14 protein-coding genes and 1 pseudogene are annotated in these 14599 nt (G+C 38.8%); 9 read left to right on the forward strand and 6 right to left on the reverse strand.

Annotated features, from left to right (window positions below; genetic code table 11):
• Nucleotides 1–8: 8 nt before the first annotated feature.
• The 4 genes from nusB to JGE69_RS10180 all read right to left on the reverse strand — a co-directional run bounded on the left by nusB (nt 9) and on the right by JGE69_RS10180 (nt 3613).
• Complete coding sequence (gene nusB, locus JGE69_RS10165; RefSeq protein ID WP_002119137.1) at nt 9–458, reverse strand: transcription antitermination factor NusB; 450 nt, start codon at nt 456–458, stop codon at nt 9–11.
• Nucleotides 459–461: 3 nt separating this feature from the next.
• A complete protein-coding gene (gene ribE / locus JGE69_RS10170) occupies nt 462–932 on the reverse strand; it encodes a 6,7-dimethyl-8-ribityllumazine synthase (RefSeq protein ID WP_002119264.1) in 471 nt (156 codons plus the stop codon).
• 11 nt (nt 933–943) lie between these two features.
• On the reverse strand, nt 944–2065 hold the full coding sequence (gene ribBA, locus JGE69_RS10175; RefSeq protein ID WP_199113319.1) for a bifunctional 3,4-dihydroxy-2-butanone-4-phosphate synthase/GTP cyclohydrolase II: 1122 nt from the start codon (nt 2063–2065) through the stop codon (nt 944–946).
• A gap of 240 nt (nt 2066–2305) precedes the next feature.
• Nucleotides 2306–3613, reverse strand: a complete 1308-nt coding sequence (locus tag JGE69_RS10180) for a hypothetical protein (RefSeq protein WP_080759785.1) — start codon at nt 3611–3613, stop codon at nt 2306–2308.
• A gap of 59 nt (nt 3614–3672) precedes the next feature.
• Here JGE69_RS10180 and serB point away from each other — a divergent pair, with 59 nt between their 5' ends.
• The 3 genes from serB to JGE69_RS10195 all read left to right on the forward strand — a co-directional run bounded on the left by serB (nt 3673) and on the right by JGE69_RS10195 (nt 6372).
• On the forward strand, nt 3673–4896 hold the full coding sequence (serB, locus tag JGE69_RS10185; protein ID WP_005804373.1) for a phosphoserine phosphatase SerB: 1224 nt from the start codon (nt 3673–3675) through the stop codon (nt 4894–4896).
• Nucleotides 4897–5305: 409 nt separating this feature from the next.
• Nucleotides 5306–5641 (forward strand): ciprofloxacin tolerance protein AciT, encoded by a 336-nt coding sequence (gene aciT, locus JGE69_RS10190; protein ID WP_002119105.1) that lies wholly within the window; start codon nt 5306–5308, stop codon nt 5639–5641.
• 251 nt (nt 5642–5892) lie between these two features.
• On the forward strand, nt 5893–6372 hold the full coding sequence (locus JGE69_RS10195) for a hypothetical protein (RefSeq protein WP_002119134.1): 480 nt from the start codon (nt 5893–5895) through the stop codon (nt 6370–6372).
• A 44-nt stretch (nt 6373–6416) separates the two neighbouring features.
• Here the strand turns inward: JGE69_RS10195 and dtd are convergent, their stop codons facing one another.
• Nucleotides 6417–6860, reverse strand: a complete 444-nt coding sequence (dtd, locus tag JGE69_RS10200) for a D-aminoacyl-tRNA deacylase (RefSeq protein ID WP_032005029.1) — start codon at nt 6858–6860, stop codon at nt 6417–6419.
• 168 nt (nt 6861–7028) lie between these two features.
• On the opposite strand from dtd, the gene pncB reads away from it, so the two are divergent.
• The 5 genes and pseudogenes from pncB to JGE69_RS10225 all read left to right on the forward strand — a co-directional run bounded on the left by pncB (nt 7029) and on the right by JGE69_RS10225 (nt 12283).
• A complete protein-coding gene (gene pncB / locus JGE69_RS10205; protein ID WP_017398994.1) occupies nt 7029–8243 on the forward strand; it encodes a nicotinate phosphoribosyltransferase in 1215 nt (404 codons plus the stop codon).
• Nucleotides 8244–8391: 148 nt separating this feature from the next.
• Nucleotides 8392–9240 (forward strand): sulfurtransferase, encoded by an 849-nt coding sequence (locus JGE69_RS10210; protein ID WP_032005028.1) that lies wholly within the window; start codon nt 8392–8394, stop codon nt 9238–9240.
• A complete protein-coding gene (gene asd, locus JGE69_RS10215; protein ID WP_199113321.1) occupies nt 9237–10088 on the forward strand; it encodes an archaetidylserine decarboxylase in 852 nt (283 codons plus the stop codon). Before JGE69_RS10210 ends, asd begins: the two co-directional genes overlap by 4 nt.
• Nucleotides 10089–10513: 425 nt before the next feature.
• Nucleotides 10514–11734 (forward strand): acetamidase/formamidase family protein, encoded by a 1221-nt coding sequence (locus tag JGE69_RS10220; RefSeq protein ID WP_069141360.1) that lies wholly within the window; start codon nt 10514–10516, stop codon nt 11732–11734.
• A gap of 130 nt (nt 11735–11864) precedes the next feature.
• A pseudogene (locus JGE69_RS10225) lies at nt 11865–12283 on the forward strand (hypothetical protein).
• Nucleotides 12284–12357: 74 nt separating this feature from the next.
• Here the strand turns inward: JGE69_RS10225 and JGE69_RS10230 are convergent.
• Complete coding sequence (locus JGE69_RS10230) at nt 12358–13116, reverse strand: AcfC family putative adhesin (RefSeq protein WP_199113323.1); 759 nt, start codon at nt 13114–13116, stop codon at nt 12358–12360.
• Between the two features lie 243 nt (nt 13117–13359).
• Here JGE69_RS10230 and JGE69_RS10235 point away from each other — a divergent pair, with 243 nt between their 5' ends.
• The gene (locus JGE69_RS10235) at nt 13360–14556 is read left to right on the forward strand and encodes an alpha/beta fold hydrolase (protein WP_199113325.1); all 1197 of its coding nucleotides are present in this window, start codon (nt 13360–13362) and stop codon (nt 14554–14556) included.
• The last annotated feature ends 43 nt before the right edge of the window (nt 14557–14599 follow it).

A 14599-nucleotide genomic window follows, 5' to 3' on the forward strand; every position in this document is an offset into this window, starting at 1 on the left:
CAAACCTATTAGTTTGCTTGTTGTTTTTCAGCACTACGTAGTGTTGAACTTAAACGATCTAGAACGCCATTAATGTATTTATGGCTATCTGCTCCACCAAAGTGTTTAGCGAGTTCAATAGCTTCATCTAGAACGACACGATAAGGTACTTCTAAATGATCACGTAACTCGTAAGCACCCAAGCGTAATGTTGCGAGCTCTACACCATCAAGTGCACTAAGTTCACGGTCAAGAACCGGAATAAGTAATGCATCAAGATCTTCGTGCTGTGCAATCACTTGTGTTAACAGTTCGTGATAGTAGTTTAAGTCTACCTTGTGCATTGCATTTTCCGCACGGGTACGTGCTTCGATTTCATGTACAGGGTTGTGACTCATTTGCCACTCATAAATACCTTGTACAGCAAAACGACGTGCTTTACGTTTTGCTGCATAAGCGGCTTGCAGTGTTTGAGACATGCTTTAAATTGCCTTTAATAAATTAACCATTTCAATTGCAGTTAAAGCAGCTTCGCTACCTTTGTTTCCTGCTTTTGTACCTGAGCGTTCGATGGCTTGCTCGATGCTATCAGTAGTTAATACACCATTGATGACAGGCAAGCTGCTTTCTAACGCGACTACACCTAAACCTTTTGCACATTCACCAGCAACGAAGTCAAAGTGTGGTGTGCTACCACGAATCACTGCGCCAAGTGCGATGATTGCATCAAACTGGTTTGATGTAGCTAATTTTTTAGCAACAATCGGGAGTTCCCATGCGCCAGGAGCATGAATAACAGTAATGTTATCTTCATTTACACCGTGACGTTTTAATGTGTCGATTGCACCATCCAATAAGTGTTCAACAACAAAGCTGTTGAAACGACCCACTAAAATCGCATAACGACCTTCGCTTGCGAGATGTAATAAACCTTCAATACGGCGAATTGCCATAGCAACCTCGATTATTTCGTTGTGATTTGATCAGCAGTGACATATTCCACTACTTCTAAATTAAAGCCAGATAAAGCATTGAAACGTAATGGTGAGCTAAGAAGCTTCATTTTTTCAACACCTAAATCACGCAAAATTTGAGCACCGACACCAATAGTTTGATATTGATGTGAAAGTGCTGCATTGGATTTCACCGGTTTTGGCTTATTTAAATCATCCAACGCTGGTCCCAAGTCTTGCAAATGATCTTGTCCGATCCAGACTAAAACACCGCGATCACTCGCTGCAATCGTCTGTAGGGCACGGTCTAAGTTCCACGCAGGTTCACCATCAGCTTTATTTAGCTTAAGCAAATCGCGAATTGGACTAAAACCATGCACACGTACTGTTGTAACACCTTCTTTTGGCTCGCCTTTAACTAAAGCCAAATGAATGTCCGGGTTACCAATCTCACGATAACGATAAAGTTCAAATGAACCGTATTCTGTTTGAATGGTTTTTTGATCCAGACGTTCAACCGTTTGCTCATTGGTCATGCGGTAGTGAATCAAGTCCGCAATTGTACCAATTTTTAAGCCATGCTTCTCAGCAAAAATTTCTAAATCTGCACGGCGTGCCATTGTGCCATCTTCATTGATGATTTCACAAATGACAGAAGCTGGTTCAAGACCTGCTAAACGGGCTAAATCACAACCTGCTTCGGTATGGCCTGCACGATGTAAAACACCGCCTGGTTGTGCCATTAACGGGAAAATATGACCCGGCTGTACGATATCAATTGGTTTTGCATGCGCTGCGACAGCAGCTTGAATAGTATGTGCACGCTCTGCTGCTGAAATACCCGTGGTAATCCCTTCAGCGGCTTCGATTGATAAGGTAAAGTTTGTACTGTGCTGAGCACCGTTTTGGTCAACCATCAATGGAAGGTTTAACTGTTTACAGCGCTCACGGCTTAGCGTTAGGCAAACTAGACCACGTGCATGGGTAATCATGAAGTTAATATCTTCAGGACGAACATGCGTTGCTGCAATGACAAGATCACCTTCGTTTTCGCGATCTTCGTCATCCATCAAGATAACCATTTTGCCTGCACGAATATCGGCGACAAGATCTTCAACACGACTCAGCGGCATTCGCTTTCACCTTTTTTTGTCGTAAGACAATTTCTATTTAATAAATTTTGCATAGTTTACGCTGTTTAGAGAATTTTGCCTATGATTCTGATTTATCCAAATTTGTGACACTTAAGAATAGATCGAGATTTATTTATACAAATAAATCATAAGAAAATGGAGTGGTTTTAAATAAAAGCCATGAATTTAAATAAAAAAAACCTAGCCAAAAGGCTAGGTTCTGATGCGCGTAGTTACTTTTTATGAAGCTGCACTACTTGGACTATCATTTTGTGGGATTGATTTTTTCCCCATTAAAATTTCAGTCCGGATATTTTGAGCAAGTTCAGCACATTCTGCATTCATACCATTGATCATAAATGCGTGACGTGTCATCACATTGCTTGGGTTTGGCATAGCAACAAGTTGGTAGCTGTCTTGAATTGCTTTGAGCTGTTCATTCTCGAGATATAAAGCAGACTCTTTAGCGTGAAGATGCTGTGCTAAACGTTGAGCAGCTTCTTTTGCATCGATTTGCATAGCTTCTACAGCATTACATGTTGCACTACGAGTTTGCAGCGCAAAGCGTTTATCTTCACGGTAACGTTTATATAAAACATCTGAAAGTAATTGGAATACTGTTCCAATCATAAGTAGACATTCTACGGCATGCGTATGAGAGGTTGAAATCGCAAGTGTCGCACCGTCGGCATTAAACTCATCTACTACTTCAATATCTGTGAGTTTCAATTGGTAATGCTTAACGCATAACTCAATACTCTTGTTTAAAAAGAGCTGGCAGAGTTTGAAATAAGGAACAGATACCGATTGGTTAACACTGCTTAATAACTGTTTAGGGTCATAAAACTGAATATTGAGTGCCAACGTATGTTGGTCAGCTGAATCTGAAGTTTTTTCGGCTTGTTGGCGAGCTGCTGGTTTCGCTTTAGCTTGTTGCTGAGCTTGTGCAACCAAGGTTACCGTATTTTGTTTTTCTAGAGCCAATGCTTGAGTTAACTGCTGAATTTCATGCTTCAAGCGGTTTTCTTCATTAATGCGTGCCAAATATTCACTTCGTGTTGGACGAGCAATCGCGCGATAGGCAAGCCACAATAAAACATGCAAAAACAGAGAAGCTAAAATTGCAAGCCATTGAGTACGAAGAATTTCTCCGATACTTGGCTGAATCAACGTAACTTCAATAGATCCGACTTTCTTTTCATTTTGAAGGGCATCACGAGCAAAAATTTCGCCTTGGCGGGTTTTTGAAATTCCGCTCGTTGCTAGAACCTGTTTGTTTGCATCAAGAATGCGAATAGACGCAACACTTGGATTGGTCGCATAGCGATTGGCAATCAGAGCCAAAGACACCGTATTAGCAGGTTCAAGCTCGGATAAGCTGTCTGCAACGAGCTGACTGGTCATGAGCTGACCTTGACTCGCACGGTTTTCATTAAGCTGGTGTGTCGTTGCAATGACCAATAAAAAGGTATGCAATGCAAAACTAACGATCAGTAGGCTAGCAAATAGCCCTTGTCTAGGCGCAATCAAGTTAAACTTCCAAGGCAATTATATTGAAATTCGATTATGATTCTTACAATAGTTGTCACTCAGACTAGAGTCAATTCATGCGAGAAATCATTCTTATATCCTTTTTAGGACCGGACCAACCAAACCAGTTTACCCGATTAATGCAAGTACTATCCGTACATTCATTGCAAATACTGGATGTAGGTCAGGCTGTTATTCATAATCAACTTACATTAGGCATTGTAGTCGCTTCTGATAATGAAACTGCGACCGCATTGGCAATGAAAGAGATTCTGATTTTAGCACATGATATTGGCTTAACAGTGCGCTTTAAACCAATCACGGGCGCAGAATACGATCAATGGGTAAGTGAAGGTGGTCGGACTCGTTATATCGTCACGGCTTTAGCTCCAGAACTCACTGCGGCACACTTACAAGCAGTTACAAAAATTGTGTCTAGCCAAGGCTTTAACATCGAAACAGTAACGCGTTTATCAGGTCGTGTAGACTTTGAAAAGGATAGTGCATTCCCACGTCGTGCCTGTGTACAGTTTGGTCTAAGTAGCGGCCCAACTTTAGATGCACAAGCCATGCGAGCTGCATGTTTACTTCTTTCAAGCGAATTAAATATCGATGTTGCTGTTCAAGAAGACAACGCTTATCGACGTAATCGCCGTTTGGTGTGTTTCGATATGGACTCAACCCTAATTGAACAAGAAGTAATTGATGAGTTGGCGATTGAAGCAGGGGTAGGCGCACAAGTTGCTGAAATTACTGAAAGAGCAATGCAAGGTGAGCTTGATTTCCAGCAAAGCTTCCGTGCACGTGTTGCATTATTAAAAGGGCTTGATGCTGCTGTTTTACCTAAAATTGCAGAGCGTTTAACCATTACCGAAGGTGCAGAGCGTCTTATCTCGACCTTAAAGGCACTTGGTTATAAAACGGCAATTTTATCTGGTGGATTCCAGTATTTTGCTGAATATTTACAAGGCAAACTCGGTATTGATGAAGTACACGCTAACATTTTAGATGTGCAAGACGGCTTCGTAACAGGCGAAGTGAAAGGTGCGATTGTAGATGGTGCCCGTAAAGCTGAGTTATTACGCGAGCTTGCAAATAAGATGGGGATTTCTCTAGAGCAAGCGATGGCAGTAGGCGATGGTGCAAATGATTTACCGATGCTTGCGATTGCAGGCTTAGGTGTTGCTTATCGTGCAAAACCATTAGTACGCCAAAATGCAAATCAGGCAATTTCAAGTGTTGGTTTAGATGGTGTGCTGTATTTACTGGGTATGCATGATAAAGATTTAAATCGTGCTTAACCTATATGAATAAGCTTTAAGCGCTACTTCAGAGTAGCGCTTTTTTTATGCAGAATAGTCATAAAAACAAGCAAGTTATGACAAAATTTTGCACAGAAAAAAGGCAATAAAAAAATCTGAAAAAAACTTATTTTGGTCCTTAAAAACAGCATATTTTTTTGTAATGACACGCCAGAATTGATGCCATATAGGGAATCGAACTTTTTGAATTTTACAAAAATGTAATGACAAAAGAATGTTGCGACAAAGTATGTCGCATTAAGAAAAAACGGGTCTTTTTTTCTAAAAAAAAACATCCATAATGCATCCTAAGCTTCAACACAAATCATGAATTAAAGTTGTTTTTGGAATGAGGTCGGGTATTAAAGACCGAATGTTTTTAGACGTTTTCATTAAGACGGAGGTTTCTATGGTAACAGCGAATTTTGCCGCTATCGCCGGATTCAGCTTAATTGCTGTCGCGCTTGTTGCTGTTTTCTTTTCTCCTTACCGTCGTTGGCTTGGTTTTATGCTTGCAGGGATGTTCTTTTGGGGGCTATTGGAAGTGGTCCGTTTTGGAGTTCAAGTCACTTTTGAAATGCCAGTCACATATAGTTATTTAACTGCATTAAGTCTAGCGATGGTAATGGTTACATTTATTTTGTTACGTGAGGATAAACAAGCACAAAAGGCATTGGCAAATCGCCAATATATAGAACACACGCCAGTATATGAAGATGATCAGCAGCAATGTTCTAGCCGATAATTAAATTGTTATCTAACGGTAAAAAGGTATGCACAGCATGCCTTTTTCATTTACGAAACGTGATTTTTATTATACAAAGCATTTATTAAAAAATAGCCAGTTATGCTACGATAGATGGGTCTGTTGACGTTTCATCTAGATTGCGTTGCCAGCTAAAAAATATCAATTGATGCATAAAACACAGGCAATGGTATGTCCTTGCTAAGTTTTGCTCTAAAGTTTTCATAAAAATACAATAGGCGTGAATGTTCATGAAACTTTCTTCCATACCTGTAGTCAAGTTACCTCTTGTTGATGTCAGTACAGACCCATTAGATTTGTTGGTAGCAGGTTTAGTGCTGCGTATGAAGCAGTTGGCGCGTACTAGCCCTAAGTTTATTGAACTGATTCATGACCGCGCATTCCGTATTCAGATCGGTACAGATTTAGGTGTTGCACGTCAGATCATTATTAATAATGGTCAGATTGATACTGTTGCAGGCGCACCTGAAAAAGCTGATTTTATTTTGCAATTTGCAGACAGTGAGCAAGGTGTAAAAACTTTGATCAAAGGTGACCCAACAGCATTTATGACGGGTATGCAAGACGGCAGCATTAAAATGGAAGGTGACTTCAGCCTATTGGTATGGTTCAACCAAGTTGCTAAGCTCATTCCACCTAAGTTACCAAAACCAGTAAAAGATAAAGTACGTCAGGCGCGTGCTTTCATTAAAGAGAAAACTGGACGTTAATATCCAGCTATAAAAAAACTCCCATTTTGGGAGTTTTTTTATATTTATGCTTCGACTTCCAGATTGAATGTCACCGGACCATCATTAATGAGGTGTACTTTCATGTCAGCAGCAAATATTCCGGTTTGAACTTTTTCAAATTGAGAATGCGCATATTCAACCAATTGCTCGTATAACGCTTTTGCGTCGCTAGGTGGCATGGCAGGACCAAAGTCTGGACGCAAACCTTTCTGTGTTTGTGCCATTAAGGTAAATTGTGACACAAGCAAGATTCCACCATTTGCTTGAGACACGTTCCAGCCCATTTTGCCTTGTTCATCATCAAAAATTCGATATTTCAAAATTTTATCAATAAGCTTTTGGCCAATAGCCAAAGTATCATCTCTGCCAATGCCTAAAAACACCAGTAGGCCGTGTTGGATTTCGCCTGTAGTTTCACCGTCTACAACCACTTTGGCTTCAAGAACTCGTTGTATTAAAGCGCGCATAGTTAAAGCAAATTTCTATAATTAATTGAATTAACGTAGTTTAGCAGAATTTAAATTAAATGATTTTTAGAAGGAAATTTCATGGAACTGCAACAATGGTATAAAACCTCGTAATTCATCCATAAAAATATGCTTTAATGCTAAGAAGCAAGCGAATAATCATTGACTATGTCTCCAATTATCCATTCTTTACTAGATACAGACTTGTACAAATTTACGATGCTACAAGTGGTTCTGCATAAATTCCCGCAAACACATAGTGTCTATCATTTTCGTTGCAGAAACTTAGAAGATACAGTCTATCCATTAGTGGATATTTTGGATGACTTAAACGAGCAACTCGACCATTTATGTAATCTCAAATATAAAGAAGACGAGCTACAATATTTACGGAAATTACGCTTTATTAAAAGTGACTTTGTCGATTACTTAGAATTATTCCAACTCAAACGTCGTTTTATTCAGGCTAGCATTGATGCAGAAGGCCGTTTAGATATTCATATTGAAGGACCGATGGTTCAGGCGATGATGTTCGAGATTTTTGTCCTAGCCATTGTAAATGAGTTGTATTTTAGCCGTATCAAAACAGATCAAGTTTGGGCCGAAGGCGAACGCCGATTACAAGCAAAACTCGATTTGATTCAGCAATATGAAAAATCTCAACAGCCAAACGATCCACCGTTTTTAGTTTCTGATTTTGGTACACGTCGTCGTTATAGCTTTGCTTGGCAAAAACATGTCGTAGCGGCATTTCATAAAACTGTACCAAATGTGTTCCGGGGTACAAGTAATGTGTTGCTTGCTAAAGAGCTTAACATTACCCCAATTGGAACCATGGCTCATGAATTCCTACAAGCGTTTCAGGCGCTTGATGTCCGCTTACGTGATTTCCAAAAAGCTGCTTTAGAAACATGGGTGCAAGAGTATCGGGGAGATTTAGGAATTGCCCTAACTGATGTGGTGGGGATGGACGCTTTCTTACGTGATTTTGACCTGTATTTTGCCAAACTATTTGATGGCTTACGTCATGACAGTGGCGACCCGTATGAATGGGGTGATAAGGCGTATGCGCACTATCGTAAATTAAAAATTGATACCAAAACTAAAATGTTGACATTTAGTGATGGTCTTAATTTGCCAAAGGCATGGGAGTTGCATCAATACTTTAAAGATCGTTTTCAGGTGAGTTTCGGTATTGGAACTAATTTGACTAACGATATGGGGCAAAAGCCACTGAATATTGTGTTGAAACTGGTTGAATGTAATGGTCAGTCAGTTGCGAAGATCTCTGATAGTCCGGGTAAAACCATGACCGACAACGATACTTTCTTGGCCTATTTACGTCAGGTTTTTGAAATCGAAGAACTTGAAGAAGCGGTTTAAGTAAAAAGTAGTCTTGCTATTTTTTATTTTTAAAAGTGAGAATCCTGATATCTGATTTTCTGCTAAAGCGTAGCAGAAAATCAGAGTTTGTTAGATATATGCTTATGTTAAGATTGAAAATAAGCTGGTATAAAAAGAAACCATGACGATGACACTCCCTGATTTTAAACTCGATTTATTAATAGAAGCAGAAGAATTAGTGCCTTATTTAGGCAATGAATATATTCGCATTATAGATTTGAGCCGTGCATCGGTTTATGAGCAACTCCATATTCCCCATGCCATTCATTTACAGCCTAAATGGTTAGTGGCTCAGCATGAAGAAGCAACTGGTGTTTTGCCGGATGAAGCGGGTTTACAAGCACTGATTGAAAAATTGAATATTTCACCTAATCATCATGTTGTGGTTTATGACGATGAAGGTGGGGCATGGGCTGGGCGTTTAATCTGGAATTTGCATTGCCTAGGATTTACCCGTACCAGTTTAATTAACGGGGGTATCCATGCATGGTTAGGTGCAGGCTTACCCACTACAGCAGAAGTCGAAAAAGTTTCTCCTGTTACAGACTTAATTCAAATTGATTTATCACATGCCGCTCAGTTCCGTGTGAACTATGAAGAGCTACGCAAACAAGTTGAGCAAGAAAGTGTGCAACTGTGGGATTGCCGGACGAGTGATGAATATAGTGGTGTCCGTTTAGCAGCGCGACGCGGCGGTCACATTCCAAATGCCCTCCATTTTGAATGGAGTACTGCACTTAATCGTCAAAATCATCTAAAATTGCATCCGCTTGAACGCACGCGGCAGCGCCTTGAACAACTTGGGTTCGATTTACAACAACCTGTAGTTGTGTACTGCCAGTCACATCACCGTTCCGGTTTGGCCTATATTCTGGCTAAACTCTTGGGCTGGGAAGCAAAAGCCTATGATGGTGCGTGGAGTGAATGGGGCAATCGCCTCGATAGTCCTATTATTACTGGAGAATCACCGTCGTGAGTTTCACATCTCGATTAAAAAAAGAATTATTTATTAAGGCACAAAACCTTGTACCACAGCATCAATTGAGCCGTGTGGTAGGTAAAGTTGCTGCGAGTGAAAATCCAGTTGTGAAAAACGCTGTTATTCATGCGTTTAAAGCTAAATATGGGATTGATTTATCGATTGCTGAACAAGGCAATGCACTGAAATATAAATCTTTTAATGACTTTTTTACCCGTGCATTAAAAGAAGGTGTACGTCTAATTGATGAAAATGCAGATAGTATTGTGTCACCAGCGGACGGTGCAATTTCCCAAATTGGTAAAATTACTGCGGGTGAAGTCTTTCAAGCCAAAGGTCAAAGTTTCTCTGTAGAGAAATTAATTGGTGATCCGCAACTTGCTCAGCCATTCCAAGATGGTGAGTTCGCGACAGTTTATTTATCACCACGCGATTACCACCGTGTTCATATGCCGTTTGCAGGTACTTTAACAGAAACGTTATATGTGCCAGGCGAGCTATTTTCGGTAAATCAGGTCACTGCTGAAAATGTACCGGGATTATTTGCTCGTAATGAACGTATGGTGTGTTTGTTTGATACTGAACTTGGCCGTATGGCTGTTGTTCTAGTGGGGGCGATGATTGTTGCTGGTATTGAAACTGTGGCAACAGGCAAGATAAAACCTTCAGGTCGTATCGAATTACAGCATCATCAGTTAAAGCTAGAGAAAGGTGCTGAGCTTGGACGTTTTTACTTAGGTTCTACAGCCGTTATTTTATTTGAAAAAGATAAGATCGAATGGGAACAACGTTTTAAAGCTGAGTCTGTGGTTGTAATGGGTGAGCGCATGGGACATACAGTTTAGTAAAAGATATAACCACTATAAAATAAGTAAACCCTGACTTTAATTATTCAGGGTTTATTTTTTATTTAAATTATATAAATCTAAAATAGATAATTATGTTTGGATATATTATATAGAAAAATAATTATTATTAAGTGATCTAAATGAGTACGTTATATGAGCTAGTCTATAAATATGTATCTGAAGAGAGCAAAAATATTAATATGATTAAAAATTAATAAATAAAAATAGAATGAAATATTTAAGTTAGACTTAAGTCGAGGTTTTAATTTTATTTGAAGATAAGTTATTAAATCTAAAAAAATTATTTATTTTTTATAACCATGAAGCGCTTTTTTGATATTACACCACTTTAGCCTTGGCACAATGCTTGCTACTTGTTTAAGACTTTACTGTAACTTTCATATTTTTTAGGTTCTGAAATCATGTTAAAAGTTAAACGCCTGACAGCTTCGGTTTTATCTGTACTTTGTATTTCACTCACCCATGCCAATGATTTTAAAGTTTTAAATCAAATTTCAAAACAGCCTACTCAACTTCAAAGTGGCGAATATAAAGGTAATTATTATGTTCCCTCTACTTTAAATACCATTACATGGGGCTATTTACCAAATCGAGATGCTAAACCCGTGCTTACTGTTCCGTCGGGTAGTGTAGTGACATTCGATACGGTTTCTCATGAAGGTTTACTTGAAGACCAGGGGCGTAATGCTGAAAAGTTCTTTAAATCGAAGGGTGTAAATTCTAATCAAATATTGGAAGATGCAAAAACAATTACACAGTCAAATTTAAAGCATGATTTTCATAAAGATGGGCCGCATATTGTGACAGGTCCTGTTGCCATTGAAGGCGCACAGCCCGGTGATATTTTGAAAGTTGAAGTACTTAAAGTTGAGCCGCGAGTTCCTTATGGTGTGATTTCAAATCGACATGGTAAGGGGGCTTTAGTAGGGGAGTTTCCTAAAAAAGCAAAGCAAGAAAATGCATCGGCCGAGCATCCTGAACGCTATGGAAATGTATCGATTTTCACCCCAATTGAAAAAAATGCACAAGGTGAATATGAAGGGGTATTAAAAACAGAATCTGGTAAATCAATACGTTTTCCGCTGTATCCTTTTATGGGAATTATGGGGGTAGCAGCTAATACATCTGAGCCTGTTCACTCTGTACCACCTGCAATGTATGGAGGAAATATTGATATTAATGAACTAGGTGCAGGTTCAACCGCTTATTATCCTGTTCAGGTTAAAGGTGCATTATTCTATACGGGTGATAGTCATTTCGCGCAAGGCGATGGGGAAGTGGCATTAACGGCACTAGAAGCTTCAGCCCGCGCCACGCTCAAATTTACCTTACTCAAAGCAGGTAAGGACAAAATACCGGGCAAAGATTTAAAACAACCTTTAGCTGAAAATGCTGAATTTTGGATTACACCGGGACTTGATGAAGATCTTGATGAAGCGATGAAGAAATCTACACGTGAAGCCATTCGTTTCTTAAACCAAGAATACGGTATTGACGAAGCGACAGCGTACGCCTATTTAAGTGCCGCAACTGATTTTGAAGTTTCACAAGTAGTAGATAAAACCAAAGGTATTCATGCAAAAATCAGAAAAGCTGATTTTAAAGAGTTTGAAAGTAAATAATTGAGATGATCTGAGCTTGGTATTTAAAATATTAAATACCAAGTTAATATTATTTTAACTATTTATAAGTATTATATAATTTATAATTAAGTATAATAAATATCACACATATTTATTAGTATAAAATCTAATGCAATCACTTCCAAACGTTCTACTATATCTTGCTGCTTTATTAACATTCTGTGCGCATTACTTCATTTTGTTTGTGTGTTCTGGGGAGCAAATGGTTTTCGGTTTTTAGGGGCTGGGAAAAGTATTGTACAGATGGTTGAAAGAGGGCACTGGTATCCTAATTTTACAGCTATAACTGTGGGGTTAATTCTAACTGTATGTGCTATTTATGCCTTCTTTGCAGCAAAGGGAATACAGGTATTACCATTTACTAAACTTATTTTGTCACTTGTTTCAGCGGTTTTTCTTATCCGTGGTTTTGCTTTTCCATGGTTAAAGTTAAAATTTGTGGGAAATAGTGATTTATTTTGGTATATCAGCTCAGCCTTTTGTTTAATACTCGGCGCTTTATATGCCGCAGGCGTATATTTAATTTGAAACGAATATATTCTAAGTGAACTAGAGTGAATAATTTTAAAAATTAAAAAGGGAGCTTAGCTCCCTTTTTTTACTTATTTAGTCCAACCATATTTTTTGAAAATAGTATTGCCTTGCTGAGACGATAAGAACTCTACAAACCGTTTAGCCTCAGCATCTTTTAGACTATGTTTTGTTAATGCAACACCTGTATCACGATAGACAACTAGCTCTGGTTCGATAGGGATAATTTGTCCAACATCTGGGTTACTGATTCCCCAAATATTAAAGACTAACCAAGCATCATAGCTGCTATTTTCTTCCCAGCTTTTCTTGGCAATCCCTGTATTGGCTGCATAGGTGGCAATATTCTTTCGAAAAGCTTTTGTTAATTGAATATTTCCGGTTCTGCCAGCAATATCTTCCCACATACCGACTTGACCTGCACCATGTGTAACTAAAACTTTAATATTGGGTTTAGCTAGGTCTTTAAATCCTTTAATATTTTTAGGATTTCCTTTGCGTACTAAAATGGCTGCTGGGCGTAAATATAAAGGTTCCACCGAGTCTTTTATAATTTGCTCAGAAAAGGTATTTTCGAAATCAGACATCATGGCTTCGGAACCACTATAGATAACATCTGCATCTAGTTTCGCTTTTTCAGACCATTGAGCAGTAGGACCAGAAGTCACATGGACTGCTATGCCAGTTTTATTGGTGAATTGTTTGGCGGCTTCTTTCATGGCGGGTGCGGGCCCACCCGGACCATAGACTTGTACGTCTGCAAAACTATGGATAGATAGAGAACCGAGAATAAGAAAAATCAGGTAGGGTATAAATTTTTGTTTTGACATTTTAATCACTATAGTAATTAAGAAAATATCAGCATATATTTTTTATTATTGAAATTGGATTAATTTTTGCAACGATATTTATAATACATATTCTTTAAAATATATTTAATGAGATTTTAAGAGACTATATATAAATGTAAATTATTTTGAGTTGAATATAAATATAGAAGATTCTATGGTAATTTATATTTTATAAATTAATTATTTAAATAGATGTAATGTAAATAATAAAGGAGTAATCCCTTGATTAAAAAAAGTAATTCTTTTTTAAAAATTTTATTTAGCAGTATTTGTTTGGTGTCTGGTTCCGCTATGGCTGCTCAAATTACTGATTTGGGTAAGCAAATTGTGAACGAAAAACCAGGCTCAATACTCACTATAGCACAACAAGATGTGACAGATTTATTTCCTCATGCTGATCAGCGTTTGTTAGTTAATTATCGTAGTCGAGGTATTCAGGGCGAGCCCATTGTGGCATCGGCTTTTATTTTATTACCGAAAGGAACACCACCAAAAAATGGCTGGCCGATACTGGCTTGGGCGCATGGCACGACTGGAGTTGCTGATACTTGTGCACCTTCGGGTGATTATGTTGGCGGCCCCGTTCATTCATACCAAGAAGTTGCTTCTAAAGCTTTAGATGGTTGGCTTGCACGTGGCTATGCAGTTGTTGCACCTGATTATCAGGGTTTAGGTACATCGGGTGGGCATCCTTACATGAATGCAAAGAGCCAGCTTCATACGGTGGTTGATGCAGTGCGGGCATTACATATGCTCAAGCCTAAGGGTTTTAATAAACAGTGGTTGGTGATGGGGCACAGTCAAGGTGGGGCTGCGGCAATTGCAGTGTCTGCCTATGGTAAAAAAGATGCACCTGAACTGGATTTAAAAGGGGCAATTGCTCTTGCGCCAGGTGGCTATCAATATGAAGGCATTGCAGAATATGTGCAGAGTAATCCAAACCCAGAACCAAGTGTGGCAGCATTTTTCCCGATTGTGTTATTGGGAGCACAAGCAGCAGAACCAAGTATTGTTCCTGAAAACTTAGTCAGTGCAGAAATGAATGCGGTGCTAACTCAAGCGCGCAGTCGCTGTTTATCTGAACTTCAATCTGATTTGAAGAAGTCTCCTTCTAGCATATTTCTGCCTAATGCAGACTTAAAACCTCTTCTGGGTTATCTAAAACAGCAATCTATTGAAAATATGGTGCCGACCGTGCCACTAATGATTGTTCAAGGCTCTAAAGATCATTTAGTCGATCCTAGAGGGACATCTGCTTATTATCAGCAGCTATGTAAATTAAAAAAACCAACTATTTATCAAACGATTGATGGCGGAGATCATCGCGATGCACTGCGTCAAAGTAATACTTTTGCCACTCACTTTTTAAATGTAATAGAGAAAAATCAGACAAAATCGTATTGCTCGAATCTTAAGTAAATTGGTTTAAATAATACAAAAAAGCCGACTTTTCATGAGTCGG

It is taken from the genome of Acinetobacter sp. C13 (genome assembly GCF_016809775.1).
In the GTDB taxonomy this organism is placed as follows: Bacteria; Pseudomonadota; Gammaproteobacteria; order Pseudomonadales; family Moraxellaceae; genus Acinetobacter; species Acinetobacter pittii.